Origin of the sequence: Streptomyces sp. NPDC060366 (assembly GCF_042725135.1) — a bacterium.
Classification (GTDB): domain Bacteria; phylum Actinomycetota; class Actinomycetes; order Streptomycetales; family Streptomycetaceae; genus Streptomyces.
Window position 1 is genome coordinate 929,223 of sequence record NZ_JBHXDC010000001.1, and the last position, 26,455, is coordinate 955,677.

The 26,455-nt window shown below is 69.4% G+C and carries 24 protein-coding genes; 10 read left to right on the forward strand and 14 right to left on the reverse strand.

The genetic code is table 11. The features are described from left to right. Positions 1 to 251: 251 nt before the first annotated feature. The 7 genes from ACFWHU_RS03960 to ACFWHU_RS03990 all read left to right on the forward strand — a co-directional run bounded on the left by ACFWHU_RS03960 (position 252) and on the right by ACFWHU_RS03990 (position 6,681). Positions 252 to 587, forward strand: coding sequence for an ArsR/SmtB family transcription factor (locus tag ACFWHU_RS03960; RefSeq protein WP_385798107.1), 336 nt, complete (start codon positions 252 to 254; stop codon positions 585 to 587). After that, the gene (locus tag ACFWHU_RS03965; protein WP_387223980.1) at positions 587 to 1,306 is read left to right on the forward strand and encodes a cation transporter; all 720 of its coding nucleotides are present in this window, start codon (positions 587 to 589) and stop codon (positions 1,304 to 1,306) included. Before ACFWHU_RS03960 ends, ACFWHU_RS03965 begins: the two co-directional genes overlap by 1 nt. 161 nt (positions 1,307 to 1,467) lie before the next feature. Then, the gene (locus ACFWHU_RS03970) at positions 1,468 to 2,388 is read left to right on the forward strand and encodes a helix-turn-helix domain-containing protein (RefSeq protein WP_387223736.1); all 921 of its coding nucleotides are present in this window, start codon (positions 1,468 to 1,470) and stop codon (positions 2,386 to 2,388) included. A gap of 87 nt (positions 2,389 to 2,475) precedes the next feature. Continuing rightward, positions 2,476 to 3,510 (forward strand): SMP-30/gluconolactonase/LRE family protein, encoded by a 1,035-nt coding sequence (locus ACFWHU_RS03975; protein ID WP_387223738.1) that lies wholly within the window; start codon positions 2,476 to 2,478, stop codon positions 3,508 to 3,510. Between the two features lie 53 nt (positions 3,511 to 3,563). Continuing rightward, a complete protein-coding gene (locus tag ACFWHU_RS03980; protein WP_387223740.1) occupies positions 3,564 to 4,514 on the forward strand; it encodes an MBL fold metallo-hydrolase in 951 nt (316 codons plus the stop codon). Positions 4,515 to 4,587: 73 nt separating this feature from the next. After that, positions 4,588 to 6,087 (forward strand): carboxylesterase/lipase family protein, encoded by a 1,500-nt coding sequence (locus ACFWHU_RS03985; protein ID WP_387223982.1) that lies wholly within the window; start codon positions 4,588 to 4,590, stop codon positions 6,085 to 6,087. 99 nt (positions 6,088 to 6,186) lie between these two features. After that, on the forward strand, positions 6,187 to 6,681 hold the full coding sequence (locus ACFWHU_RS03990; protein ID WP_387223742.1) for a hypothetical protein: 495 nt from the start codon (positions 6,187 to 6,189) through the stop codon (positions 6,679 to 6,681). A 60-nt stretch (positions 6,682 to 6,741) separates the two neighbouring features. On the opposite strand, the gene ACFWHU_RS03995 is transcribed toward ACFWHU_RS03990, so the two are convergent. The 3 genes from ACFWHU_RS03995 to ACFWHU_RS04005 form a co-directional block, all read right to left on the reverse strand. Continuing rightward, positions 6,742 to 8,001, reverse strand: coding sequence for an RNA polymerase sigma factor (locus tag ACFWHU_RS03995; protein ID WP_387223744.1), 1,260 nt, complete (start codon positions 7,999 to 8,001; stop codon positions 6,742 to 6,744). A 64-nt stretch (positions 8,002 to 8,065) separates the two neighbouring features. Further along, positions 8,066 to 8,437, reverse strand: a complete 372-nt coding sequence (locus ACFWHU_RS04000; protein ID WP_385798120.1) for a YciI family protein — start codon at positions 8,435 to 8,437, stop codon at positions 8,066 to 8,068. A gap of 42 nt (positions 8,438 to 8,479) precedes the next feature. After that, positions 8,480 to 9,121, reverse strand: a complete 642-nt coding sequence (locus ACFWHU_RS04005) for a DUF998 domain-containing protein (RefSeq protein ID WP_387223747.1) — start codon at positions 9,119 to 9,121, stop codon at positions 8,480 to 8,482. Between the two features lie 151 nt (positions 9,122 to 9,272). Here ACFWHU_RS04005 and ACFWHU_RS04010 point away from each other — a divergent pair, with 151 nt between their 5' ends. Beyond that, on the forward strand, positions 9,273 to 9,698 hold the full coding sequence (locus tag ACFWHU_RS04010; RefSeq protein WP_387223749.1) for a hypothetical protein: 426 nt from the start codon (positions 9,273 to 9,275) through the stop codon (positions 9,696 to 9,698). Between the two features lie 35 nt (positions 9,699 to 9,733). Here the strand turns inward: ACFWHU_RS04010 and ACFWHU_RS04015 are convergent, their stop codons facing one another. From ACFWHU_RS04015 to ACFWHU_RS04035, 5 genes are all read right to left on the reverse strand, one after another. Beyond that, positions 9,734 to 10,111: an oxygenase MpaB family protein gene (locus ACFWHU_RS04015; protein ID WP_387223751.1), complete on the reverse strand. Its 378-nt coding sequence runs from the start codon at positions 10,109 to 10,111 to the stop codon at positions 9,734 to 9,736. Positions 10,112 to 10,247: 136 nt separating this feature from the next. After that, positions 10,248 to 11,006, reverse strand: coding sequence for a MerR family transcriptional regulator (locus tag ACFWHU_RS04020; RefSeq protein ID WP_387223753.1), 759 nt, complete (start codon positions 11,004 to 11,006; stop codon positions 10,248 to 10,250). Between the two features lie 259 nt (positions 11,007 to 11,265). Next, positions 11,266 to 12,792, reverse strand: a complete 1,527-nt coding sequence (locus ACFWHU_RS04025; protein ID WP_387223984.1) for an alpha/beta hydrolase — start codon at positions 12,790 to 12,792, stop codon at positions 11,266 to 11,268. Between the two features lie 152 nt (positions 12,793 to 12,944). Beyond that, the gene (locus ACFWHU_RS04030; RefSeq protein ID WP_387223755.1) at positions 12,945 to 14,060 is read right to left on the reverse strand and encodes a peptide synthetase; all 1,116 of its coding nucleotides are present in this window, start codon (positions 14,058 to 14,060) and stop codon (positions 12,945 to 12,947) included. A gap of 191 nt (positions 14,061 to 14,251) precedes the next feature. Further along, positions 14,252 to 14,926 (reverse strand): DUF3159 domain-containing protein, encoded by a 675-nt coding sequence (locus tag ACFWHU_RS04035; RefSeq protein ID WP_387223757.1) that lies wholly within the window; start codon positions 14,924 to 14,926, stop codon positions 14,252 to 14,254. Between the two features lie 215 nt (positions 14,927 to 15,141). Here ACFWHU_RS04035 and ACFWHU_RS04040 point away from each other — a divergent pair, with 215 nt between their 5' ends. Further along, on the forward strand, positions 15,142 to 15,309 hold the full coding sequence (locus ACFWHU_RS04040; RefSeq protein ID WP_387223759.1) for a hypothetical protein: 168 nt from the start codon (positions 15,142 to 15,144) through the stop codon (positions 15,307 to 15,309). Positions 15,310 to 15,347: 38 nt separating this feature from the next. On the opposite strand, the gene ACFWHU_RS04045 is transcribed toward ACFWHU_RS04040, so the two are convergent. The 3 genes from ACFWHU_RS04045 to ACFWHU_RS04055 all read right to left on the reverse strand — a co-directional run bounded on the left by ACFWHU_RS04045 (position 15,348) and on the right by ACFWHU_RS04055 (position 18,230). Continuing rightward, complete coding sequence (locus ACFWHU_RS04045) at positions 15,348 to 15,971, reverse strand: hypothetical protein (RefSeq protein WP_387223761.1); 624 nt, start codon at positions 15,969 to 15,971, stop codon at positions 15,348 to 15,350. Next, complete coding sequence (locus ACFWHU_RS04050) at positions 15,968 to 17,461, reverse strand: ATP-binding protein (RefSeq protein WP_387223763.1); 1,494 nt, start codon at positions 17,459 to 17,461, stop codon at positions 15,968 to 15,970. The genes ACFWHU_RS04045 and ACFWHU_RS04050 overlap by 4 nt, the downstream gene beginning before the upstream one ends. 64 nt (positions 17,462 to 17,525) lie before the next feature. Then, positions 17,526 to 18,230 carry a response regulator gene (locus tag ACFWHU_RS04055; protein WP_387223765.1) on the reverse strand — a complete coding sequence of 235 codons (705 nt, stop codon included), beginning with the start codon at positions 18,228 to 18,230 and terminating at the stop codon, positions 17,526 to 17,528. A 128-nt stretch (positions 18,231 to 18,358) separates the two neighbouring features. On the opposite strand from ACFWHU_RS04055, the gene ACFWHU_RS04060 reads away from it, so the two are divergent. Then, entirely contained in the window at positions 18,359 to 19,300 is a 942-nt protein-coding gene (locus ACFWHU_RS04060) for a DUF3152 domain-containing protein (RefSeq protein WP_387223767.1), read from the forward strand. Between the two features lie 107 nt (positions 19,301 to 19,407). On the opposite strand, the gene ACFWHU_RS04065 is transcribed toward ACFWHU_RS04060, so the two are convergent. The 3 genes from ACFWHU_RS04065 to ACFWHU_RS04075 form a co-directional block, all read right to left on the reverse strand. Then, a complete protein-coding gene (locus ACFWHU_RS04065; protein ID WP_387223769.1) occupies positions 19,408 to 22,644 on the reverse strand; it encodes a S8 family serine peptidase in 3,237 nt (1,078 codons plus the stop codon). An 884-nt stretch (positions 22,645 to 23,528) separates the two neighbouring features. After that, the gene (locus ACFWHU_RS04070; RefSeq protein ID WP_387223771.1) at positions 23,529 to 23,942 is read right to left on the reverse strand and encodes a hypothetical protein; all 414 of its coding nucleotides are present in this window, start codon (positions 23,940 to 23,942) and stop codon (positions 23,529 to 23,531) included. Positions 23,943 to 23,944: 2 nt separating this feature from the next. Then, a complete protein-coding gene (locus ACFWHU_RS04075; RefSeq protein WP_387223773.1) occupies positions 23,945 to 26,416 on the reverse strand; it encodes a hypothetical protein in 2,472 nt (823 codons plus the stop codon). Positions 26,417 to 26,455: the final 39 nt, after the last annotated feature.

Sequence of the window (26,455 nt, forward strand, 5' to 3'; positions counted from 1 at the left end):
GTTGATGACATGACGTCCGCGCTTTCGAAGAGTCTGATCGCCGTCACGGGCACGCGGGTCGGACGCGGGCGTGCCTCTTTTCTCCGCAGCGTACCTGTCCGCCCAACGGCACCTCGCGACGGGCCGACGGCGGTACGGGGTGGCGATCGCCGGGGCCGAATCCGGGTGGTGGGCGGGGGAGGTGAGGCGCGACCTCCTCCGCCAACTGTCCACGATTTCGTGAATTCAGGTTTCCGTGTATCGTCGTTGCCGTGCTGAATCTCGCGTCCGAAATCGAGGTGCTGGCACGGTTCGGCCGCGCTCTCGCCGATCCGATCCGGTGCCAGTTGCTGCTCGCCCTGCGGGCGGCTCCCGCGTACCCCTCCGATCTGGCCGACGCCATCGGCATCTCCCGCACGCGCCTGTCGAACCACCTGGCGTGTCTGCGTGACTGCGGGCTGGTCGTGGCGGTGCCCGAGGGGCGCCGTACGCGGTACGAACTCGCCGACCCCCGGCTGGGGCACGCGCTCGACGACCTGCGGACGGCCGTGGTGGCCGTCGCGGAGGACGTCACGTGCGCGGACGCCGAGGAGAAGGGCTGCTGCTGATGGCCACCGAGATATCGCTCGGCCCGTCCCCCTCCCGCCGTGAGGCCCTGGCACGTCGCGTACGGCTGCTGGTCGCGGCCACGATCGTCTACAACGTGATCGAGGCGATCATCGCCCTCACGGCGGGGTCGATGGCATCGTCCTCCGCGCTGGTGGGATTCGGCCTGGACTCCATCGTCGAGGTCTCCTCGGCGGCGGCGGTGGCCTGGCAGTTCTCGGCTCGCGAGCACGCCGTACGCGAAGCGCGCGAGAAGAAGGCGTTGCGGGTCATCGCGGTGTCGTTCTTCGCGCTCGCGGCCTTCGTGACGGTGGACGCGGTACGGGCCCTGGCAGGCGGCGGTGAGGCGGAGTCGTCCGTCCCGGGCATCGTGCTGGCGGCCCTGTCGCTGGCGATCATGCCTTTCCTGTCCGCCGCACAGAGGCGAGCCGGCCGGGAGTTGGGGTCGGCATCGGCGGTCGCGGACTCCAAGCAGACGCTGCTGTGCACCTACCTGTCCGCCGTACTGCTGGTGGGCCTGGTGGCCAACGCCGCCCTCGGCTGGTCCTGGGCGGATCCGATCGCCGCCCTTGTCATAGCCGCGATCGCGGTCAAGGAAGGCCGCGAGGCATGGCGCGGCGACAACTGCTGCGCACCGGCGGGCCTGAGCACCCTCAGAGCGGACAACGCACCGGCGCGGGACGAGGGCGCCTGCGGCTGCGGGCCGGGGTGCGCCTGCTGAAAGCTCCGCCCGCAGGGCAGGGGTTGGCGAGGCCTGGCGCCGGGTGTCGACGACCGGACCGATTGTCCCCGTGGGGCTCGTCCGGTGGGTAGCCCCTCCCGCCCGTACCTATCCCCGGCAGGGAGAGGCGGGGTTGTTCGGGGCGGCACATACTCGGGGCCATGAACGGAAAATCGCGGCTCGGGGAGTTCCTCCGGACACGGCGCTCCCAACTGACTCCCGACGAGGTCGAGATGCCCACGTACGGGGAGCGCCGCCGGGTGCCGGGGTTGCGGCGGGAGGAGCTGGCGCTGCTGGCGGGGGTGAGTGCTTCGTACTACGCCCGGCTGGAACAGGGGCACTCGATGAACGCCTCGCCGGAGGTGCTGGACGCGATCGCGCGGGCTCTGCGGCTGGACCCGTCCGAGCGTCTGCATCTGCACGATCTGGCCCGGTCGGCCAAGCCCCGCGGCAGGGGCCGGCGGCCCGCGCCGGAGCGTATGACGGAGGCGACCGGTCAGCTGCTGGACGCGCTGGCCGACGTTCCCGCGATCGTGGTCGGCCGGCGCTCGGACGTCCTGGCGTGGAACCGGCTCGGCCACGCGCTGTTCGCCGGACACCTGGACCCCGGTGCCCCGGACCTGCCGGCGGACCAACGCCCCAACATGGCCAGGCTGGTGTTCCTCGACGCCCACACCCGCGAGCTGTACGCGCACTGGCCGAGCAAGGCCAGGGCGGTGGTGGGGAACCTGCGGATGGTGGCCGGCCAGTTCCCGGAGGACTCCGCACTGCACGCGCTGGTGGGTGAACTGACCGCGAAGAGCGAGGACTTCGCCTCGATGTGGGCCGACCACCGCGTCAAGGCCTGCAACGTCGCCGACTACGAGGTGCGGCACCCGCTCGTCGGGACACTGACCGTCACCCAGCAGACCCTGAGCCTCGGGCCGGGCCCGAACATCGTGGTCGCCACCACCAAGGCCGGCTCGCCCTCACGTACGACCCTGGCGCTGCTCGCCCAGGCCACCGCCGAGGTCACCGCCCCGGCCGCTCCAGCCACCCCGGCTGCCCCGTCGCGACCGGAGACCCGCGTCAGCGACAGCTGACCTCGTACCCAAGCACCAGCCCAAGCCCCGCCCGCTCTCGGGCGGGAGCCGCCCAACATCCCTCACGCGTCGGCGTACCGCTGCCGCATGCCCGAAAACAGCGAAGGCATCATGTTGAAGAAGCTCTCCACGGCCGCCGTCACCACTGCCGTCACCACTGCCGTCACCCTCACCGTCGCGGTGACCGGCCTGGCTCCCGCGACAGCCACGTCCACGTCGTCCGAGACGTCCGCGTCCGCCACGTCCACGACAGCCACCGTGGACAACGCCCGGATCGTCGCGCACTTCGACCTGGCCAAGGGCCGGATGCCGGAGAACATCGCCCTGTCCCCCGGCGGCACCGCGTACGTCACCTTCGCCGCCGCCCGCCAGATCGCCCAGGTCACCCCCAGCGGCACCACCCGGATCCTGGCCACACTCCCCGAGCCGGCCGACGGCGGAATCCACACCCCGGTCCTGGGCTTCGCCCTGACCACCGGCATCGTCCGCGCCCACGACGGCACGCTGTATGTCCTGTACGCCACCGGCACCGACGACCTCACGGGCCTGTGGCGCCTGCGCCCCGGCGGCGAACCGCGGCGCATCGCCGCGCTGCCCGCCACCGGCCTCCCCAACGGCCTGGCCCTCGATCCCCGTACCCGCACCCTCTACATCACGGACTCCGTCCTCGGCACCATCTGGAGCGTTCCCACCTCCGGCGGCACCCCCACCGCCTGGTCCACCGCCCCCGAACTGGCCTCCACCGGATTCCTCGGCGCCAACGGCCTGAAGATCCACCGGGGCGCGGTCTGGGCCACCAACCTCGACAGGGGCACCCTCCTGCGCATCCCCGTCCTTCCCGGCGGGCGCGCCGGCCGCGTGCAGACGCGGGCCACCGGTCTGACCGGCATCGACGACTTCGCCTTCACCGGCCGCGGCGACCGGGTCCTGGCCACCCTCAATGGCCCCAGCGAGGTGGCGCTCGTGCGGCGCGACGGCACCCACTCCACCGTTCTGACCGCCGCCGACGGGCTTCAGAACCCCACTTCCGTCGCGCTGCGCGGCGACACCGTCTACGTCCTGAGCGCCGCCTACACCACCGCCGAAGACCCCAACCTCGTCCTCGCCCACCTGAACGACTGAGACCGCACCGCCCAACCGTCCACCCGCATCAGAAATCCCGGAACGGAACACCCATGTCGCACACGTCGCACACACAGCACGCTCAGCACGCTCAGCACACGTCCGAGATCACCTTGGGCGATGTCACCATCACCCGCGTCGAAGAGATGCACGGCCCGATCATGCCCGCGGAGCAGTTCTTCCCGGACCTGCCCGAGCAGGCGTGGAAGGACCACCGCGAGACACTCGTTCCCGACCATCTGGGTGCCGACGACACCATGGTCCACACCGCGATGCAGACCTGGGTACTGCGCAGCGAAGGCAGGACCATCCTCATCGACACCGGCGTCGGCAACGACAAGTCCCGCCCCGCCGTGCCCTCTTGGGACCGGCTGGGCCTCGACTACCTCGGCAATCTCGCCCACGCCGGTGTACGGCCCGAGGACGTCGACCTCGTGATCAACACGCATCTGCACGTCGACCATGTCGGCTGGAACACCCGGCTGAGCGACGGCGCATGGATACCCACGTTCCCCAACGCCACCTACCTGATGCCGCAAGCCGACTTCGAGTTCTGGAACCCGGCGAACAACCCGAACATCACCGGCGGCGTCAACGAGAACGTCTTCGAGGACAGCGTCGCCCCCGTCCACGCCGCGGGCCTGACCCAGTTGTGGGAGGGCAGCCACCGCATCGACGCCAATCTGCGTCTGGACGCGGCGCCCGGACACACCCCCGGTTCCAGTGTGATCACCCTGACCTCCGGGTCGGACAGCGCGGTGTTCGTCGGCGACCTGCTGCACACCCCGCTCCAGATCATGGAACCCGAGCACAACAGCTGCTTCTGCGAGGACCCCGCCGGCTCCCGCGCCACGCGCCGCAGGATTCTGGGCTGGGCGGCCGACAACAACGCGCTGCTGATCCCCGCGCACCTGAGTGGGCACAGCGCGGCCGAAGTAGCGCGCGAGGGTGGCAAGTTCGCCATCAAGGGCTGGGCCCCGTTCACGCCGTACAGCCACGCCTGACCCCCGCGAACCCGCGCCGACGGACCGCCACAAAAGAGAGGCCAGGGCAGTGCCCCATCACCCCACCACCCCCGTGAACCGTCGGGCCGATCCCGTCGCCACCACGGCGCAGGGCGCTGTCCGCGGCCGGCGCCAGGACGGAGTCCTCTCCTTCCTGAACATTCCGTACGCCGCTCCGCCCACCGGCGCCGGCCGGTTCGAGGCGCCGCGGCCGCACGATTCGTGGCACGAGGTGAGGGACGCCACCGTGCCGGGGCCGAACGCCCCTCAGTCCGGGCGCCGACTCGGCGGCGTGGACATGTCCCCCTACTTCGGCGCCGGTTGGAGCCGAGGGGAGGACTTCCTCACCGTCAGCGTCTGGACACCGAAGGACGCGGGGGCCGCCCTGCCGGTGATGGTGTTCGTGCACGGCGGCGGCTTCGTCGCGGGCTCGACGCGTTCGGCGCTGTACGACGGTACGGGCTTCGCCCGCGACGGCGTCGTGCTGGTGACCCTCAACTACCGGCTCGGCATAGGAGGTTTCCTCGACATCCCCGCGGCGCCCGCCAACCGTGGCCTGCTCGATGTCGTGGCCGCGCTGCGCTGGGTCCGCGAGAACATCGCCGCCTTCGGGGGTGACCCGGCCAACGTGACCCTCTTCGGCCAGTCGGCCGGGGCCACCGTCGTCGGCGGCGTACTCGTGACCCCCGAGGCCACCGGCCTGTTCCGGCGTGCGATCGTCCAGAGCGGCAGTGGCCTCGGCGCGTTCACGACAGAGCAGGCGGCGCGGGTCACGAGGGCCGCGTCCGGGGCTCTCGGCATCGAGCCACATGCCGATGCCTTCGCGGAGATCCCCGACGAGCGCCTGGTCGAGGTCGCCTCCGGGCTCACGGGCATCGATCTGCGGACCGAGACGCATTACGACCCACTGGTCGGGATCAGCCCCTTCAGCCTCGTCCTCGACACCCAGCCCGCCCGGGCGGTCTCCATGGGCCACGGCGCCGATGTCGACCTGCTCATCGGCACCAACTCCGAAGAGGGCAACCTCTATCTGGTCCCCACGGGCGAGTACGCGCGCTCGACCGCCGCCGACGTCGACGCGCTCGCCGCCCGCTCGCACCCGGACCCGTCGAAGCTCGTGGAGGCGTACAGGACCGCCCGGCCGGACGCGGGCTTCGGCGCGCTGCGTTCGGCCGTCATGGGCGACGCGCTGTTCGGCGCGGGCAGTTGGGCCCTGGCGGACGCGCACGCCGCACACGCCTCGCACTCCTCGTCGGCCACCTTCTGCTACGAGTTCGCGTGGCGCTCGGAGGCCCTGGACGGACAACTCGGCGCCACCCACACCACGGAGCTGCCCTTCGTCTTCGACCTCACCCACCTGCCCGCCCTGCACGGCCCCAACGCCCTGCTCGGCCCCGGCAAGCCTCCACCAGATCTCGCCGCGCGGGTCCACGAAACGTGGGTCCGGTTCGCCAGAACCGGCGACCCCGGCTGGGACACGTACGACACCGAGCGCCGGGCCACGATGCGGATCGACACCGGGTGGACACAACTCGACGACCCCCACTCCCCAGTACGGCAAGCCTGGAACTGACCGGCCGGTCCTACGGTCCCGCCCACACCGTTTGCGGGCAACCGCTCAGCCGCGTATGCCGTCTCTTCGGGGAGTACTTGATCACCAGAGGAGACAGAAGTGACGACGAACCCAGAAACGGACCAGCGAAGGACGCGCCCCAAGCAGGTGGAGACTGCCTTCCTGCTACTGCTCGCCGCCATCGCCGTGGACGCCCTGGTCTGGACGCTGGACACATTCGTCATCGCTCCCTCCGGTCTCGACGAAATGCGCAACGAGATGGGCGAGAGCCAAGCGATCCAGCAAGCCGCCATGTCCGCCGGATTCCTGATCCTGACCAGCGGTCTGTTCCTGTTCTTCGCCTTCCAGATGCGCCAGGGCCGGAACTGGGCACGGAACACACTCGCCGCAGTCGCCGCTGTCGTCGCGTTCTTCCTGATCAACAGCATGAGCATGAACGAATTCGACAAGGCGAGCACGGCGGACGTCATCTACAACGTCTTCATCAGCGTCAGCCCGGTCTTCCTGGTGGCCGGCGCGGTCCTGCTGATGTTCCGGCCAACGGCGAACACGTACTTCTCTGGTATGAAACGCACCGATCAGCAAGCTGCCTGAGGATCTCCCTCGGCGGGCGCCCTCGTCGTCCTGGCCGCTGGACACCTCGCGGGGGAGCCGTCAGGTGAGGCGGTCGGCCTCGTCGAGCAGGTAGCGGCGCTCGACCTGGTTGTCGGTCAGGGTGGCCGCCTCGCGGTACAGCGTCGTGGCGGCGGCCGTGTCGCCGGTCATCTGCACCAGGTGGGCGCGCACCGCGCGTTCGCGTTGCCGGGTGAGAGGGTCACGGTCCAGTCCGTGGCGGCGGTTGAGGTCGTCGAGCAGCGCCAACCCCCGGGCCGGTCCGAAGGCTTGGGCCACCGCGACCACGCGGCTCAGCCGTACCGGCGCGGTCGGGGTGAGGCGTTCGAGCCACAGGTACAGCATGGCGATCTGCGGCCAGTCCGTGTGCTGAGGAGCCTCGACGGCAGCGTGCAACGCGGCGATCGCCGCCTGGAGTTGGTACGGGCCCGTCCCGCTCCGGTTCCAGACCGTGTCGATCAACTCGGTTCCCTCGCGGATGAGATCACCGTTCCATCGGGTGCGGTCCTGCTCGTCCAGTGGCAGCAGCCCCCCGTCGTCACCGGTGCGGGCCGCGCGCCGCGACTCGGTGAGCAGCATCAGCGCCAGCAGGCCGGTCACCTCTCCGTCTTCCGGCACGGTGTCGGCGAAAGTCCGGGTCAGTCGGATCGCCTCACCGGTCAGTTCGACGCGGGCGAGTTCCTCGCCGGTGGAGGCCGTATAGCCCTCGTTGAAGATCAGATACAGCACCCGCATGGCGGCGGTCAGCCGACCGGGCCGGTCGGCGTCGGTGGGCGCGGTGAAGTGCGCCCCGGCGCGCGTGAGTTGCTGTTTGGCGCGGCTGATCCGCGTCCCCATGGTGGTTTCGGACGTTCCGTAGGCGTGCGCGATCTCGGCTGTCGTCAGACCGCCGACCGCGCGCAGTGTGAGCGCCACCTGTGAGGCGTGGCTCAGCGCCGGGTGGCAGCAGAGGAGCAGCAGGGTGAGGCTGTCGTCGGTCTCCTGCGGGGGTCCGGCCCGGCGATCCGTTTCCCCCATGGCCAGTTCGGCCATTCCGACCTCCCGCTCACGCCGACGCCGGGCCTGGTCGGAGCGGAGCAGGTCGACCATCCGCCGGTAGCCGATCCGGATGAGCCAGCTGCGTGGATCCTCCGGTACGCCCTCGGCCGGCCATGTCCTGCTCGCCACCAGCAGTGCTTCCTGCACCGCGTCCTCGGCGGTGTCGAAGCGGCCGAAGCGCCGCACCAACGCGCCGAGCACCTGCGGCGCTTCGGCACTCAGCAGATTCTCGATGTCCGTGGCCGTGTCCGGCCGGCCGTTCACCGGCCCGTCCCGCACCGGTACACGTGGCGCGCCGCCCACGCCGGTCCTCGCGGGGATCGGCCGGTCATGCCGCGAAGTCCTCGCCCATGATCGGCCGGATCTCGATCGGTTCGCCCAGCACCTCCACGATCCGTGAGGCGATTTCCACAGCTCGTTCCCGGTCGGCCACGTCGATCACGGCGAAGCTGGCCAGGACCTCCTTCAGCTCGGCGAACGGCCCGTCGGTCGCCATCATGCCGTCCGGTGTCCGGTGGACCGTGGTGCTGACCGCCGGGTGACCCAGGCCCTCGGTGCTGACGAGCTCACCGGTGTCGATCAGCTCCCGCTCGAACCTCTGATAGACGGCGAACGCGGCCAGCGCCTCCGGGGACGGGGAATCGGCGGTCGCGGCGTCCCAGGCGGCGGCTGATGTGTAGCCGAGCAGCAGATACTTCATCGCGGTGTCCCTCCGATGTTGTGCGGGTGATGGTAGAGCAGGTCAGAGGGTGCGCCGCAGTGACATCGCGACGACAGTTGTCCAGGTGAAGGCGACCAGACCGTTCACGGCGATCTGCGTACTCATGTGGTCCGGCGACATGGGCAGGACCAGGACGAGCGCGGCGGCGCCGTTCAGTACGGCCGGGAGCACCGCACGGCGGCGCACACACCGTACGGTCAGGACGATGGCGGCAACGGCCAGTGCCGTGAAGGCGATGGCGGCCGACGCGGAGTGCGCGACGCTGTGCCAGGACATCTCGGCGACCGGCCGGTCGGGAGTGCCGACCGGGAAGCCGTTCTCCGGATCCATGGGGAACAGACCGGCGGCGATCAGCCCGACGCCGAAGATCCCGACACAGACCGGCAGCACCCGCCGGCCGTATCCCTCGCGGAGAGTGCGCCCGATACCGGCGGCCAGCGCGAGAGCGCCGAGACCCGCGAGCACGAATGTCGTGATCTGGATCCAGCCGAGGCCGCCGGTGGAGAGCTGGCTGATCGGGTGCCGGGCGATGTCGAAGCCCGTACGGGTGAGCATCTGGATGACGGCCGAAACGGCGAAGACCGGTCCGGCGACGGCTCCGGCGGCCAGCAGGCGGTCCGAGGTGCGGGCGGTGGAAAGAGCGGGAACGGCGGGGGCGGTCATGGCTTCCTCCTTGGCGGGGTTCTCGCGGCTACCTCGTTGCCGGTACCTGGATCTCGACGCGCCCGCGATATGACCCACGTCACATGAGGCGGGTGTCGATAACGGGCGGGCAGCTCCGAGGTAGCGGCGAGAACCCGTCAAGGAGGAAGAAATGTCTGAGACCAACCTGCCGAGCGCCGAACTGAGAGCCCTGGACCGCCTGGTCGGCACCTGGGCGGTCACCGGCGGAGCCGAGGGAACCGTGCGGTACGAGTGGATGCCCGGCCGGTTCTTCCTGATCCAGCACGTCGAACTCACCCAGTTCGGCGAGCTGGTCAGCGGCATGGAACTGATCGGGAATCTGCGCCCGTTCGGCGAACCCGTCGGTGCGGACGTGGTGTCGCGGTACTACGACTCGAACGGCAACACCTTCGACTACGTCTACGAACTGGCCGACGACAAGCTGACGATCTGGGCCGGCGCGAAGGGCAGCCCAGCCTACTACGAAGGCACGTTCAGCGCCGACGGCACCACGGCGACCGGCGACTGGGTCTACCCCGGCGGAGGCGGGTACACCTCGACCATGACCCGGATCTGAGACTCGGCCCGCGGCGGAACGGGCCCCGCCCTCCGTCACCCGGCGTTCGCCACAGAGTTGGTGTGCGGCGGGGCCGGAGGCATGGCCCAGCGAATGGTGCGGGTGAGCAGGCGACCGGCCGGTTCCACACAACCCTCCGGCAGCAGCGCCGGAGGCCGCACACCCAGTGCGGTACGGGCCCACGGCGGAAGCGTGACGACCGCGTTCGCGGCGAGGACCGCGTAGGGCGGCCGGGCCACGAGGGGCAGGGGCGAGTGGTGGAGGATGAAGTGCGCGGCCTCGCGTGCCTGACGGGTGGGGCGCAGTTCGGGACGGTACGCCGTGAGCACCGCGGTCAACTCCTCGCGGTTACGCGGGGGATCCACGACTCCGAGCGCCGCCGCGACGTGAGCGGTGTCGGCGACACCTGCCATCCCGCAAGCGCGGGACGGGGATCGGGACGGCTCGCCGCTGAGCACCAGCGGCGACGCGAGGACCCAGCTCCTCCACACACAGGCGGTTGGCCGGCGAATCCGCTCGGACAACCCCGTGGCAGTCGCGGAGGTGCGTCTAGGACGCGCCCATGGATTCGGTCAGGCCGGGCTGTTCCTCCGGTTGGGCGAGAAGAGTCCGGAGGCGACGCATCACGTCGACCTGGGCGGAGTTGTAGAGGTCGTTGATGGCTCTGCCGATGGTCTGCGCTGCGTGGGCCCGGCCACGTGTGGCGTCCGAGGAAAGGTCGTTCAGGCCCGGGTGGTTCGCGTGGAGTGCGCGCACATAGGGCACGAGGCGATCAGCGAGGTCCCGGCGGGTCTGTTCGTCGGCGTCGGCGGGGAGGTCGTCGAGCTCAAGGGCGACCGCGTCGGGTTCCTGTTGCAGCATGTCCGCGTAGGCACCCAGGCCACTCGGACCGAGGATCGTGCCCATGACAGTGACGAACGAACGGTCCGGGTCGGGCAGTTCGACCAGGTCGTCCGCCGCGGCGAACTGAAGGGGCACGTCGGTCGCGGCGGTCCTGCGCAGAAGAGCTCCGACTTCGACGCGGGCGTGTTGGAGACGTTCGATGGTGGCCACCAGCTCGGCGTCAAGGGCTTGCAGGGCATCCCGGGGGTGCTCGTGGTCGCGCATGCCGGCGATCTGGGTCAGGGAGAATCCGAGGGCGGTGAGGCGCTTGATCTGCAGCAGCCGGACGAGGTGGGCGACGCCGTACTGCTTGTAGCCGTTGGAGCGCCGCTCCGGCTCTTCGAGCAGCCCGATGTCGTGGTAGTGCCGCACCGTCCTGAGGCTGGTGCCGGCGAGCTCCGCGATCTCGCGGGTGCTCCACGTCATGACGGGTCTCTCCCTCGAAGCGGGTGACGTCGGCGCGGTCACGCCGAAGGGGTCCAGTGAAAACCGTGCCGCAGCGGCATGGTCAAGCGCGGTGGTGCAGTTGGGGCACACCTCGTCGTAGCAGCATAGGGGCAGGTCGCGCCGCGAAAGGTGTCCTTCTTCCCGCGCCGAGAGCAGCGGGGGAAGAAGGACACTGGCCGCGCGTACGTCCTCCCGGTGGCGGATCCGGGCGTCGGCCGGGAAGGTCTCGCGCAGGTCTTCAGAGAGTGCAGCCGGCGCTTTCGGACGGGGTCCGCAGGTGGATCAGGTAGTCGGCCACGGCCTTGTTGACGCAGGCGTTGACCCCCGACGCGGCGACGGTGTGCTGTTCCCCCTTGACGGTGAGCAGGCTGCCGTTGAGGGTCTCGGCCAAGTTGACGCCTGCCTGATGGGGGGTGCTCGGGTCGCCGGTGATCGAGATCGTCAGTGTGGGGGGCAGCCCTTCCACCCGGTCGGGGAAGGGATACGTGGCCTTCGGGTCGGCCGGCCAGAACTCACAGGCGTCGCGGGCTCCTTCGGTGCCGGTACCGGGATCGACGAACGGCGCCGCCTCGTAGGTCCTGTGGCGCATTTCAACGGCCTGCTCGGGAGTCATGCGCGCCTCGTCCATGCAGGTGATGGCGTAGTTGGCCTCGTCGAAGTTGCTGCCGCTGCCGTCCGGGGCGCGCCCGCTGAAGGCTTGGGAAATGGCCAGCAGCTGTTCGGGCTTGCCCGACCGCACCTCGGCGAGCCCCTTGGTGATCTTCGGCCAGACCGCTTGGTAGTAGAGGCCGGAGATCACGGAGTCGATGAGGTCGTTGTAGGTGAACCGCTTCCCCTGGCCATAGGTGAGCGGCTTGTCGAGCAGCGGGCGGGCGATCTTCTGGAACTCCTTGGTCGCCCGCTTCGGATCAGTGCCCAGGGGGCAGTCCTCGCCGAGGGCGCAGGCCGCTGCCATCTTGTCGAAGGAGCGTTGGAATCCGCTGTACTGGGACAATCGCCGCTCGCTGCCGAGGTGGGGGTCGACGGCACCGTCAAGGACCATGCTGCGTACGTTGCCCGGGAACTGCTCGGCGTACAGAGCTCCGATGCGGGTGCCGTAGCTCTGGCCCAGGAAGTTCATCTTCTTCCCGCCGAGGGCGGACCGCAGGATGTCCATGTCACGGACCGTGTCGCGGGTGCTGACGCTGCCCAGGTTCTGCTCACCGCCCGAGCCCCGCGCGCACTTGCCGACGAGTTTTTTCGTGTCGTCCTCCGAGAACCGGCCCGCGGTCAGTACGAGTTCGGTTCGTACGTTCCCTGCGAGGTAGTCCCCCTTGCTGAAGCAACTGATCGCCGGCTTGGACGCGCCCACTCCGCGAGGGTCGAATCCCACGAGGTCGAATCGCTCGGTCACAGGGCTTTTGGCCAGCGCCGCGTCCGTCTGCGCAGCGAAGTTCTGGCCGGTGCCTCCGGGGCCGCCCGAATTCAGGAGAAGAGGCCCCTTCGGCTTCCCTCGTGCGGGTACCCGGAGCACCGCGATCTGCGCCGCCTCGCCCTCGGGGGCGCTGTAATCCAGCGGCACGTCCAGCCGGGCGCACCGGAAGCGTGGATCGGCGAAGGCCTTCTCGTCCGCCGGAGTGGTGCCGTACCCCTTGCACGAGCCGAATCGGAGGTCCTGTTCGTAGAAGCGGTCCAGCTCCGACGGTGGTTTCGTCGAGACTTTCGATTGCGGTGAAGCGTCGGACGTGCTCGGACTGCACGCCCCGGCCAGAAGCAGCAGCGGCATGGCCACGGCAACCATCGCAGGGCGGGCACAAGATGGCAGGTAGGACAACGTCACTCCTCGTGGGGGGGCTGTGGTGGGGGGCGCCGACAAAGGGTGTGCGGTCGTGCGATGCGCGCAGGCTCGGCAGCCACGACGCGCGCGGGAGGAATCCGTTACGCGAGGTTGGGGGCCTGGTACGGAGCGGCGCATGCCCGGGCCAGTACAGCGGCCATCTCGGGGAGGAGAACGGCCACGGGATCGTGGGTCAGTTCCGTCATCCGCAGGCGTCCGCCGCTCGTGACGACACCGAGAACATGCTCCCCTCGCAGCTGGGTGATCTGCGCGGGCCCCCAGAGGGCTTTGAGGGAGGCGTGGATCGGTCCGTACGCTTCCGCCGCACCGAGGTTGGTGATCTGGATGTCGGCTGCTGTGACAGCGGCCATCATCGCTTCGGCGTCCTCCGGAGTTGCCGGTGGGCTTTCGGCGAGAGCAGCGGAACCGGCCTGAAGTACGTGCGGTGCGCGCTGCCGCCCGAGCGCCTGGTGATGCCGTTGGGCGAGCGCCCAGAAGTCGTCCGCGTCGCTCGCTTCACTCGCCGTCCGCGCACCGGCGAACCGGTTGGCGACGTCCTCGGACAGGCCGGCTGCGCGGCGCAGATCCACCGGACTCAATATCCGCACGAAGTCGCGGCCCCGGCGGTGGAACACCCTGGAAGCGGCAGCGCAGAGCGCCGCGTGAACCGACATGCCCTCCGCTCGGCAGCGGCCGACGAGCCGAGTGGTCAGCTCTCGGTCCAGGGCCAGAGCGGACACGTGCGGCAGCAGCCCGGAGAACGGCGCGAGCGCTCCGGGTGCGGTCATACGCTCGTCCTCCACCGGCATCACCGCGGAGGCCGCCGCGCCGGTGTGCCCCTGTACGTCGAGACCGGCGAGGAGGTCCTCCTGAGCCCGCGGAACGCCTCGCGTCGTTCCGCGTTCGTCGCCGTCGAGAAGCGCGACCAGTTCGAGCAGCACCCGCAAGCCGCCGATCCCGTCGGTGATCTGGTGAGCGAAGGTCAGCACGACGAAGGAGCCCGGATCTCCGGGGATCAGGACGGCTCTCAGCAGCGGGCCCGGTTCCGGCGCGATGGGGCGGGTCTGCTCGGTGGCGACGACCGCCTGCCATGGGGTGCCCATGGCGATCGTCTCGACGCCGATCGAGCCTTCGGCCCGGCGGTACAGAGGTTCCGGCGCACTTCGGTCGACCGAGGCCCCGAGGAGCGGGTGGCGCTCCTGGACGCGTGTCAGCACTCGCGCCAAAGTCGTCGCCGATATCTGACGGTCAATTTCGGCTACCAGGGAAAACTGAACGGGGTTTCTGCGCATATAGAGATCGATGGTCTTCTCGAACGCGCCCAGCGCCCGGAACGAATTTCCTCGAGTGATGCGGCTCGCCACTTTTCGGCTCTTTCTGACTGATGTCGCTTGCGTACGTGGGCCGTTCAGGGTTCCCGGATCAGCCGCTTGGAGCTCCGCCGGAACGCCCAGGCGGCGACCAGTGCGGCGACAATCGTCAGCGGGGTGCCCATGGCGATCTTCGTGAACGCCAGCCAGCCGGTGAAATCGTGGACGTAGAGCCACTGCTTGACGACGAATCGGGCGCCGAACACGATCGCCGCGGCCAGTGTGGCGATGTCGTGCGCCCGCAGCACGGCTCGGTCGTCCCGCCAGGCGTACTGGCCGCCATGCAGAAGATTCCACGCGGCACCGGTCAGCGGCCGACGGATCAGGAGCGAGCCGAACGTGGCGATGAAACCGGCGAAGGCCGCCCAGATCCCCAGCAGGAAGAAGTCCTTGGCCGAGCCGGTCAGAGCGACGATGCCCGCGGCGACCGCGACGCCGACGAGCCCGCCGGCCGCCGAGGCGACACGCTCGCCGCGAAACAGGCGCACCACGGTGAGCACCACACCGGTGGCCATCGCCACAGCGATGGCCACCGACGTGGGCTGTAGGGAATTGGCCACCACGAATACGACGACCGGGACCGTGGAGTACACGAATCCCGCCGGGCCGCCCATGGATTCCAGCATGGTCGGCTTCGGAGCGGCAGCCGGCTCGGGGGTGGAGATGACACCGGGCTCCCGAGGTGTGGTGCGGTCCCCGTCCACAAAAGTCATTGGGTTCTCCTGGGTAGTCGATTCCGGGCACGCGCGCCCCGATATCGAACGTGATCCCTTTTCGCCTCGCCATTCCGTTTCCGTCGACGGCGACAGCTCATGGGTGGTCAAAGGGCGTCTACCTCGGCGATTGCCGGTGAAACTCGTGACGTTACGGCACAGTTCTGAAAAGCGGGCGCAGCGGCGGGAACGATGAAGTCGGACGCGTCCCTGCGGTGGCCCGCCCGGAGCTGCTCGCGGCGCTCACGGTCATCGATCCGGACGAACTCGCCGAGCGTTACCGGGACATGTGCGGCGAGCTGTGGGTCGAGCAGTTCCGTCCCCGGCCCCAGGGCGCGCAGCGTTGTCACGTACCGCCGGACACGCTCTGCCGCGCAAGTTGATCGCGTCGGCTCGTCGACCCTTCACGGACGAAGGAGGCTCAGGAAGCCGGCGACGGCCCGGCGGGCGAGGCCACGGTGCTCGATCCGACCTGGGGCGCGCGGCTGGGGCAGGTGGTGCTCGATCCCTCCGTGCGCCATCGGCCGGTGCGGGTGTGGCCCGTCACGGTCACCTTCGCCGAGTCGACGTCCGGGTTCGTGACGAGGTGAGCACTGGCGGCCGTGCAGATCAGCTGGTCGGACGCGGTGCCGGAGAGGGGACTCTCGTGGCTCCGGGGCAGCTCGATCGACACCGTGTCGCCCTCCGTCCGTACTTTCACCACGAACGACGTCTTCGCCGGAGCCGCGGCCTCCAAGGCTGGTTGCGGCGGCAACGGTGGTAGCTCGGTGGTCAGACCGTCGGACATTTCCAGGTCGGTCGGGCCCTCGAACACCATCGCCACCGCCTCCTCGGCGTCGACCGCGTCAGTGGCCCTGCGGGGGACGGCGACCAGGGTGCCGTCGCCGACGAAGTGGAGCAGTGTGGTCGGCTTGACGCCGGCGGCGGCTTCACCCGCGTGCACCACGCCGGTCGGAGCGATGCCACAGGCGGAAAGCGCGAACAGCGCCGTCGAGAGGAGCGAGCACCGCAGGAGGGGGGCGGCGGCACGGCGAGCGGGGCTCATCGGGGGCCTCCCACGGGCCGGTCGTCCTGGCGCCGCAACGGAAGGTCCACGGTGAAGACGGCACCGCCTCCGGCGTGGTTCGCCGCACGGACGGTGCCCCCGTGCACGCGTACGTTCTCGGCGGTGATCGCGAGTCCGAGGCCACTGCCCTCGGTGCGGGTCCTGGCAGTGTCCGACTTGTAGAAACGCTCGAAGACATGGGGGAGAGCGCCGTCGGGGATGCCGGGACCGCTGTCCCGTACCTCGATGACCGCCCGCGCCTCCTGCCCGGTTCCCTCTCCGTGACCGTACAGACGCACTTCCACAGGGCGTGCGCCGTGCCGCAGAGCGTTGCCGACCAGGTTCGCGACGATCACGTCGAGGCGGCGCGGATCGACCTGGCCGCGCAGTGCGTCGGGCTCGGGCAGCAGACTCTCCACCTGCTCCGACCAGGCGCGGGAGGCGAGTGTGCGGCGTACGGACTCGGCAAGATCGATCTCGTCGAGGTGCAGGACGGCGGCCCCCGCGTCGAAGCGGGAGATCTCCATCAGGTCGTCCACCAGACGGGCCAGCTTCACGGTCTCCTCGCTTATCAGCCGTACGACAGTGGCGGTGTCCGGGTCCAGCCGGGTCGCGTCCTCGTCGAGTACGTCGGTGACCACCGACATGGCGGCCAGGGGGGTACGGAGCTCGTGCGAGACGTCGGCGGCGAAGCGGCGGGCGCGTGCCTCCATCTCGCGCAGCTCGGCCACCGACGTCTCCAGTGCGACGGCGGTCTCGTTGAAGGTGCGCGACAGATCGGCCAGTTCGTCGGAGCCGTTGACGGCGAGCCGGGTGTCCAAGCGGCCCTCGGCGATGCTGCGGGTGGCGTGCCGCAGTGCGCGTACGGGCCGCAGCACACCACGGGCGGCCAGCAGGGCGAACAGGACGGCGAGGCCGAGGGCGGGTACGGTGGCCCGCTCGACGGCGGTGACCAGGGCGTCCACGTACACCTGCTCGTCCGCCTGAGGAACCGTCAGGAAGACCTGGACGCCGGATGCGAGGGGGCCCCGCTCCGTCGAGGGCTCGAAGGCGACCGCCATGCCGACGACGAGCGAGGTGCGGTCGCCGTCGCGCACTCGCTGGAAGACGGTGACGGGCTCGGAGCGCACGGCCTCGCGCAGGGCCGGCGTCAGCTCCTCGAACGAGTCGCCGGGGACAGAGGTGGCACTCAAGTCGCGGTAGACGACGAGTACGCGCCTGGGCCGGGACTGTTCGTGGGCCGCGATGTCGGTCGCGAAGCGCCGTAGATCCGACTCCGTCGGGGGGAGGGTGAGACTGGCGGCGATCCCGTCGACCCGGCCGCGAAGCTGCTTGATCACTGTGTCCTGGCTCTGCTGGAGGATGCCGTTACGGGCCTCACGGAAGGTCAGGGAGCCGGTGACGGTGGCGGTGAGGACAGCGACGAGGCCGAAGGCGATGACCAGGCGGGTGCGGAGCCCGCGCAGCTGAGGGGCCTTGAACCGGCCCATGCCCGGGGATTTCACCGAAGCGGGTACCGCCGCCGGAACGGGAGCTTTCACCGGAGCGCGGACTTCACCGGGACACGAACCGGTAGCCGAGTCCGCGTACGGTCTGGACGTAACGAGGCCGGCCCGCCGGTTCTCCCATCTTCGAGCGCAGCCGTTTGACGCAGGCGTCCACGAGGCGCGCGTCGGCGTGGTAGCTGTGCTCCCAGACCATCTCCAGGAGCTGCTGACGGCTGAACACCTGGCTGGGCGAGGCGGACAGGGTCAGCAGCAAACGCAGTTCGGACGCTGCGAGGGCGACCGGCACACCCTGCCGTGCGACGGACATCCCGGCCCGGTCGATGGACAGCTCTCCGTGGGTCTCGATCTTCGGTATGCCGTCGGAGGACGGGTCGGCGCTCGCGCCGCCGGTCGCGCGGCGTAGGACGGCGCGGATACGCGCCTGAAGCACCCGCGCCTGGACGGGTTTGACGACATAGTCGTCGGCTCCCAACTCCAGTCCGATGACGATGTCCACCTCATCGCCCCGTGCCGTGGCCATGATGATCGGCATCGTCTGGTCGACGGCGCGGATCTCGCGGCACACGTCCAGGCCGGTCATCCCGGGGAGCATCAGATCGAGTACGACGACATCCGGCCGGAAGGACCGCAGCCGGGTCATCCCGTCCTCCCCGCTCTCGGCGGCCGAGACTTCGTGACCCTGACGGCGCAGCGCCAGCCCGACGGCCACCCGGACCGCCCGGTCGTCTTCGATGAGCAGAACGCGTGGCATGGGCTCATTATTCGCACAGGCGTGGGCGGGCCGGGAGGGCTGTTACCAGATGATCACACGGGCGCCGTTATCGTTTCGTGATCGAGTGGACCACGTGCGCGCACATCACCCGCCCAGTGTGCGGAAGCATGACCACGCACAAGGCAACCCGCTCCGGCTCTCGCTCCGGCGCCCGCTCATCTTCCCGTCGTCGCAGGCAGGGCCATGCGCGCGGCTCCGCACGCGGCCGGGGGAAGGGGCCCTGGCTGGGCGGCCTGGCCGCGGTCGCCGTACTGGTGCTGGCCGGTTCGGCGGCCACGGCGTGGACCTCGTCCTCGTCCACCTCGGAAGGGGCCGCCGCCAAAGACGGATCGGGCGACTCGGGCGACTCCGACGGTTCGGGCGCCCCTGCCACCGTCGGTCCGTCTCCCGCCCCTTCGCCTCCCCACAGCCCTTCACCGCAGCCATCGAGCCGCGGCACCAAGCAGACCCCCACATCCACCGACACCTCGTCAGCACCCCGCATCCCCACGTCCGGCCCCGGTACGTTCACCCCCGCCCCCGGAGAGAGCGCGAAAGCCGGACAGGGCAACACCCTGCGCTACCGGGTCGATGTCGAGGACGGCCTCTCCCTCTCCGCCGCCGAGGTCGCCGCCGAGGTCGAGCGCATCCTCGCCGATCCCCGTGGCTGGACGGTGGACGGCAAGTCGGCCTTCCGGCGCGTCTCCAGCGGCCCGACCGACTTCGCCGTACGCGTCGCCACTCCCGGAACCGTGGACGAGATCTGCGGACAGTACGGTCTGGACACCGGAGGCGAGGTCAACTGCAACGTGGGCAAGGACGTCATGGTCAACCTCAAGCGCTGGCTCCTGGCAACTCCCGTCTACGCGAAGGAAGTCACCGCCTACCGCGCGCTGATCGTCAACCACGAGGTCGGCCACTTCCTCGGCCATGGTCACGTCGGCTGCCCCGGCGAGGGCGAACCGGCCCCGGCGATGATGCAGCAGATCAAGGGCATGAACGGCTGCGTCCCCAATGTCTGGCCGTACGACGCCGACGGACGGTTCATCACCGGCCCCGCCCTCTCCTGACCATGGCGACCGTTACGGCGGGGCATACGCGACGACGGCGTGTCCAGGACCTGTGGGCCCCTGACACGCCGTCACGTCGGGCCTTCGGCCCTCACCCGCCCTCGGACCTAGCGCACCGTGAGGTAGGCGCGGTCGATCGTCTGGACCAGGGTGTTCCCGTCACGGTCGGTCAGCTTGGCACGCAGCGAAACGGTGCCGGGCCGCTCGGGGTGGTCCAGCGACAGGTGGGTACCGTCGACGGCCTCGGCCGTGGTCCAGGTACCGCCCTCGTCGTACGACACCTCGAACGCGAGTTCCTCTGCCCCGGCCGCGGTGACCGCGCCCTCCACGGTGAAAGGCACCTCGAACCTCGCGCCGGCCTTCGCCGTACTGGTCAGCGACAGCTCCGGGTTGAAGCGGACCACGGACAGCGGCAGCCTGGTCCAGCTTTCCTCGGACACGTTCGCCGACCCGAACGTCCACCGCGCCCGCACGCGGGTGCTGACCGGGGAAGTCTCAGGGTCCCGGGAGGCGTCGACGCTCAGTTCGTACCGGCTGCCCTCGGCAGGGACGGTGTACTCGGCGATGTCCAGCGGATCGCCCTCGGTGGAGATCTCCTCACCGTCGGCGCGGAGCGAACTCTCCAGCTTCGTCACGGCGGTGCTGCTGCCATGCCTGTCACTGTCGCCGAACAGGGGCAGGTGCGCCTTGATCGTGTTCCCGCTCCGTGCGATCCCCGGCAGGCCCTGCCGCGGTTCACCCTCGGCCGGGGACAGGACCGGGCCGAAGACGCCGACGTTGAATCGCACCATGTACCTCTTCTTCGGCCTGTACGACGTGAACTCTCCCATCTGGGAGTTCCCTGAATCGAATTGATGTGCGGAGTAGCCCCACTCGACGCCGTTGCCGAGCACGTATTCGGTGGTCCGCAGCGGCAGTTGGCGCTGCGTCGGGGGGCTGAAGTCGGCCCCGAACTCGCCGAAGGGCGACAGGGGAATCACCGAAACCTGCGCGGCCGGGTCCGGGCCGGGCCTGCCCACCGCGAAGTCGATCTCGGCCAGTTGCTCGCGCGGGATGTCGGCGGAGAAGCCGCCGAGCGAACCCGAACGGTTCCACGCGAGGCGGTAGTTCACGGCTTTACCTTCGGCCGGCTGACGCGTCCAGAAGCCGCTGAACTGGGCGTATGCCCCGCCCTTCGGCAACTGAGGGCCGATGTGTCCGACCTTGAAGCTCTGGAAATCGCGGAACGAGAAGATGGCCGGCATGAAGCCGAGGGGCTGCCCGTCGGAGCGGGTGTAGCCCGGGATGAGCTGCGCGTGATGGTTCTTGGCTGCCGCGTCGGGGACAGTGACGCGAGTGGCCTTGGCCTTACGGGCGTCCATCACAACCGTGGTGTCCTTGGTCAGATTCAAGCCCGGAGCCAGGAAGAGGGAATCGGTGGTGACGGACCCGCCGTCGGCGGCGAGGACTCCGGTGAGCGCGTAACTGCCCTTCCGCAGGCGCACCGTGACCTCGCCGTCCGTCGGGTCGAGGAACTCCCCGAAGTAGTCTTCGTCCCGGCCTTCGACCGTCGTCCAGCCCCTGCCGGACGCCTTGCCGTCGTCGCCGAGGTGTTTGATGGTCAGGTCGTACGATTCGGCCTCCCGCTCCACGCCGAAGGCGGTGCGCACCGAGATCCGGCCGTCGGCCGAGGCCGCGGTCACCGAGCCGCCGAACGAACCGTGGGCGTCGCCGCCGACGCGGGTGTCGGCGGTCACCGCGGTGTTCGCCGTACCGCCCGCAGGAACGGTGAGCTGCCGCGACAACATCGTGAACATGCCCTCGGGGGCGGGTCCGCCGTCCACCCCGAGTGCCTCGGTGGCCAGGTCCAGAACGACCGCCTCGGTGCCGAGATTCCGGTACGTGATCTCCTTCGTCACCGTCTGGTCGTCGCTGTGCGGCCACTTCGGGCGGCCGAAGCTGATCGGGCCCTGCTCGGCGACAACGGTCTGCTCGATCGCCCGGGCCACATCGGTCCGGCCGGTGCCCTGCTGGTACGCGCTGTGCGGGCCGGGCTTCGCGGAGGCGGCCAGCGCCGCCTTGATCCGCTCGCCGGTCCAGTCCGGGTGCCGCTGCGCCAGGATGGCTGCGGCACCCGCGACATGCGGAGCGGCCATCGACGTGCCGCTCGCGGTGGCGTAACCGGGCGTCCCCGAGGGGGACGACTCCCCCATGCCGCTCCCGGCGGCTACGGCAGCCGTGATGTCGACGCCCGGCGCGGTCAGGTCCGGCTTGACCCCGCCGTCACCGACGCGTGGGCCGCGGCTGGAGAAGTCGGCGAGCTGGTCGGCCTTGTCCACCGCGCCGACCGTCAGTGCGGACTCGGCGCTGCCCGGCGATCCGACGGTGCTCTCACCCTGGCCCGAGTTGCCCGCGGCGATGACGAACAGCGTGCCCGTTTCGGCGGAGAGACGGTTGACCGTCTCCTCCATCGGGTCGATGTCAGGGGTGTCGGTGCCGCCCAGACTCAGGTTGACGACCTGGGCGCCCTCCGCCACCGCCCACTCCATGCCCGCGATGATGCCGGAGTCCTGGCCGCCGCCGTTGTCGTTCAGGACCTTGCCGTCCAGGATGCGTGCCCCCGGCGCGACGCCCTTGTACTTGCCCTGCGTCTTGGCGCCCGTTCCGGCCACCGTTGAGGCCACGTGGGTGCCGTGGCCGACCCGGTCGACGTTGTCCGCGGAGTCGGAGAAGTTCCGCTCGGCGATCTCCTGGATCGCCAGGTCGGGGTGCGTCTGGTCGACGCCGCTGTCCAGCACGGCGACGGTGACGCCAGTGCCGTCGAACCCCGCGTCCCAGGCCATCGGGGCGCCCGTCTGGGGCACGCTCTTGTCCAGGGCGGCCTGGCGCTTGCCGTCCAACCAGACCTTCTTCACCTTCTTCGCCGCCGGCGAACCGGACAGCCGCGCGGTGCCCTGTCCGCCGTCACCGCCCTCGGTGAAGGTGTCCCAGAACGCTGAGTGGCCGCGCTTGTCGGCCCGTAGCGCCACGCCGTTGATCGTGGCCAGTGACCGGCCCACCCGAGCCCGTGCGTCGCGGAATGCGCTCGCGGTGGGTGTCTCGTCCCCCGCGTAGGTGACGATCAGCGGCAGGTCGGACCGGCTCGCGTCGTCGTAGCCGTACGCGAGCAGCTGCGTCACATCGAACAGCCGCCGGTCCAGTTTGCCCTGGGCCACCGGCAGCGCCGCGTCGCCGGGGATGACGAAGCGGTGCCCGTCGACCTCCCGGACCGAGAACGACACGCCCTCCCGCCCCTTGGCCCTCTCGACCCCGGAGACAGAGCCGTCCGCGGCGATCGACACCTTGTCGCCGGTGATCAGCGTCACCGTCTTCGCAATCTTCGACCCCGCGACGGACCGAGCCGTCCCCGACCCTGACGGAGCGTCAGAGGACAAGGCGACTGCCGCCTGGCCCACCCCCGGCATCCCGGCCGCGGTCAGTACGGCGGCCATGGCGAGAGCCCCCAACGGGGCGACCGCACGTATCCGTCTTCCGGAAGTTCGCCTGCCTGAAGCTGGGGAGATTCCCATGCCAGATCTCATGCCGAATCTTTCGTCTCGGGGAATGAAGGAACGAAGGGCTGACGCGAAGAAGCCCGCCCGCAACGGGTCCGGGGCGCTGGAAGGTCACGCCGTCTCGCGTCGGCCGGGACGGGCCGGCAGCGGGTCCCGCCGCCGGAGGCACGCCGCTTCGGCGGCGGGACCGGAATCCCGAAGGCCTCGTGCGGTGAGCGGTCATGGTCAGTCAGGCTGCGTCCGCAGTGTGATCGGACCTGGCCCGGACGATAACGGAACCGCAACGGCCGATCCGGCGGGTACGCGCTGGGCGACCGTGCGGCTGCTCACACCCGGGTCGAAGATCCGCACTATGCGGCGGCGACGGTGGCTTCGGCGCGGGCGGCGGCCGATATCGAGCGGGACCGGCGGTAACGCGCAGGCGGTTGCGGGACTCGGCGAGCAGGCCATTGACCTGCCGACGGCGGGCGAAGGCGTGCGCGCGCCAGGCAGGCGGGAAGTCAGCAGGCAGGCTGATCCACTTGGCGCCGTTGTCGACGGCGTACCGGATCGCGTCGAGCATCACGCGGTGGCAGTAGCCGTCCGCGAACTACCGAGAGACCCTGCTGTCATGCGCCGACCCGCACACGATCACCCGATCAGGAACCCGGTTCGACCGGACCAGCCCGTGGTCGACAAGCGGATGGCGTGGCGTCTCAGACATCTTCCTGTGGGTACAGAAGATCGACGAGATCCCCGAAACTCGCGGCGATCTGCACCCAGGCAGTGGATTTCATGTAGATGACTCGGGGTGAGGTCGGGGATTCGCGATAGTCGAGAACGACGGGCAGGTCGCGGCCGAGGTCCGCGATGACCATCGAGCGTTCGGCGACGATTCCCAGGTTGTCCTTGTCGGCCGGGTCGCCGGGCCACGCGATCCCGGGATAGTTCTGCCACGTGCGGTTCTCCTGGACAAGGCCGTCCTCGTCGTAGAACAGCGGCTCCTCCGGCTCGTGACCGAAAACGCTTCGCAGAACGTCATCGCTCGGCGGCTCCCACTTCCCGGCCCTGATCAGTCCGATCAGTCGGCCGGGGACGGGGAGCCCGCCGACGAAACTTCTGTCATTCATTTTCAGTACTCGGCCCATACTTCGTAACCGGTGGCATCCGCGATCGTTTCGATGATCCGATCGTGGTACTCATCCGGCGCGTCTCGGTCTCCGAAGTTGGTGCTGTTGACGCTGGAACCCCACACCACCTTGAGACTGCCGTCATCTTGCTTGATGAGGCTGAAACCAACAGTCTCATCGGATCCGCCGAAGAACCGGTCGTTGATGATTCTGTGCCCTCCGTTACGCGGAAGCAGAGCGTCCGGGTTGCCGGGACGGCCACTCAACTGGACCAGGAACCCGCCGGTCAGCGGGTCGAACATGCCGCTGAAACCATCCCCTGCCGGCCTGTCATCGATGCTCGCCTTGTTCTCCTCAGGCGACTGAAGCGACGAGATCTCCTTGCTGGGCTCGGGGGTTTCCTCTTCGCAGTCGTCCGCAACGGGGGCCATCGCCGACACGAACACGCTGCCGCCGAGCTTGGATCCGCGGCCGGGGGTCGCGACCACCTGGCACTTATCACCCTTGTCGTCGTCCTTCCGCTCCTCCGACTTCTCGCGCTGTTCCGGGGAGCACCTCCCCTGCTTCGCCTTGTTCGGCTTCGGATCCGGCCCTGGGTCGCCGGTGACCGGCGGGAGCGGCGGGTCTGTTAGCCCGATGGCGTTGCTGAACCTGTCGTCGACATCCTGGAACGTGTCGACACCGGCAAGGGACAGTCCGGACACCGAGTCCATCAGGTCCAGCGGAGAAGAGGTTCCGGGGTCGGCCGCGAGCTTGGCTTCACTGACCACAGCATGCGTACGGGCCCCGGCCGAGGCGAGGGTGTAACGCCCGCCGCCGACTGCACCGGTGGTCACGCTGCCATGAGAGGCGGCCTGGGTACCGGTCGGGCATTTCAGCTTGTTGTCCTCCTTCTCCTCGCACTTCATCACGCCGCCGAGGCCCCAGATGTCATTACATTCTTCGTCTTCGCCTTCTTCTTCGTCGTTGCCACCGGACGAACCGCCGCTGTCGCCGCCACCAGAGTCACCACCGCTGTCACCACCACCGGAGTTGCTGCCTCCGGAGTTGCTGCCACCGGACTTCCCGCTACTACTGCCACCCGACGAACCACCACTGACCAGACCACCAGTGACCAGACCGCCGCCGATCAAACCGCCACTTACCAATCCGCCACTGGAACTCCCGCCGGAGTCGCCTCCGCCCGAGTCACCGCCGGAGTCGCCACCCGACGAACCACCACCGCTGTCGCCACCGGAATCACCGCCCGAGTCACCGCCGGACGAACCACCACCGGTGGACCCACCCGAATCACCACCCGAGTCGCCACCGGAATCACCGCCCGAGTCACCGCCGGACGAACCACCACCGGTGGACCCACCCGAATCACCACCACTGTCACCACCGGACGAACCACCGGACGAACCACCACCGCTGGACCCACCGGAGTCACCACCGCTGTCACCACCGGACGAGCCACCACCGCTGGATCCACCGGAATCACCACCGCTGGATCCACCGGAATCACCACCGCTGGATCCACCGGAATCACCACCGCTGCCCCGACCTGAGTCACCACCGGACGAGCCACCATCGGAGTCACCACCACTGTCACCACCGGACGAGCCACCACCGCTGGATCCACCGGAATCACCACCGCTGTCCCGACCCGAGTCACCACCGGAATCACCGCCGGCGCCCCCATCGGAGTCACCATCACCCGGCTCGCCGTCGTCCCCGGCGACCGTGTCGCTTTCGCAATCGCCGCCGAGGATGTCGCAGACCGCAGTCTTGAGGCCGCCCGAGATCTGGGGTCCAACGCCACTGAACAGGAGCGTGCCGATGACGAGGGCGACCAGGCCGATCAGACCGACATACTCGACCGTCGACTGGCCGCGGTTCCGGCGCCACGTGATCAGGTGCGGAATTGACGGGATCGCGTTCCGACGCCACCTCTCGCGCGTCCAACGGGGCCTCACGGCCCGCTGCTCCGCGGGCAGTTCGAACCAGGCCCGGCTCGCACCCGCACTGAGCAACGCCAGCAGAGCACCGGGTAGCAGTAGTTGGGTGATCCCGCGCGTCGATCCGCCGTAAAGATTGACGACGCCGCCGATCAGCAGCCACGTCTGGAGGCCGATCAGCACGAATCGGACGGCTTTCCCACCGGTCCACAAGTGCCGCGCCAGGATCGCGGCGGCGATACCCGGCACGACAGCGTACAGCGCCGCCAGAGTGAGGGTCGGCGTGACACGACTGCCCAGCTCCAGCAGCGAGTTCAGCACGCCCACACCACCCAGCAGCGTGAGGCCGAACATCAGATTCAGCAGAACGCGCGTCACGACAAGTGAACGCGGCAACTCCCAGCGTTGCGAGGATATACCGGCCTGGATCATCAGGCCCTTCGAATCCGACAACGGGACATCCCTTCCGCCGACTGCTGAAGAAGTCCGGCTCTCCCGATCCAGCCGTGACGCGTTTGCCGCCACGTTATGCATGTGCACTCCTTACGTTCACAGCATGAGCCGTTACGGCAT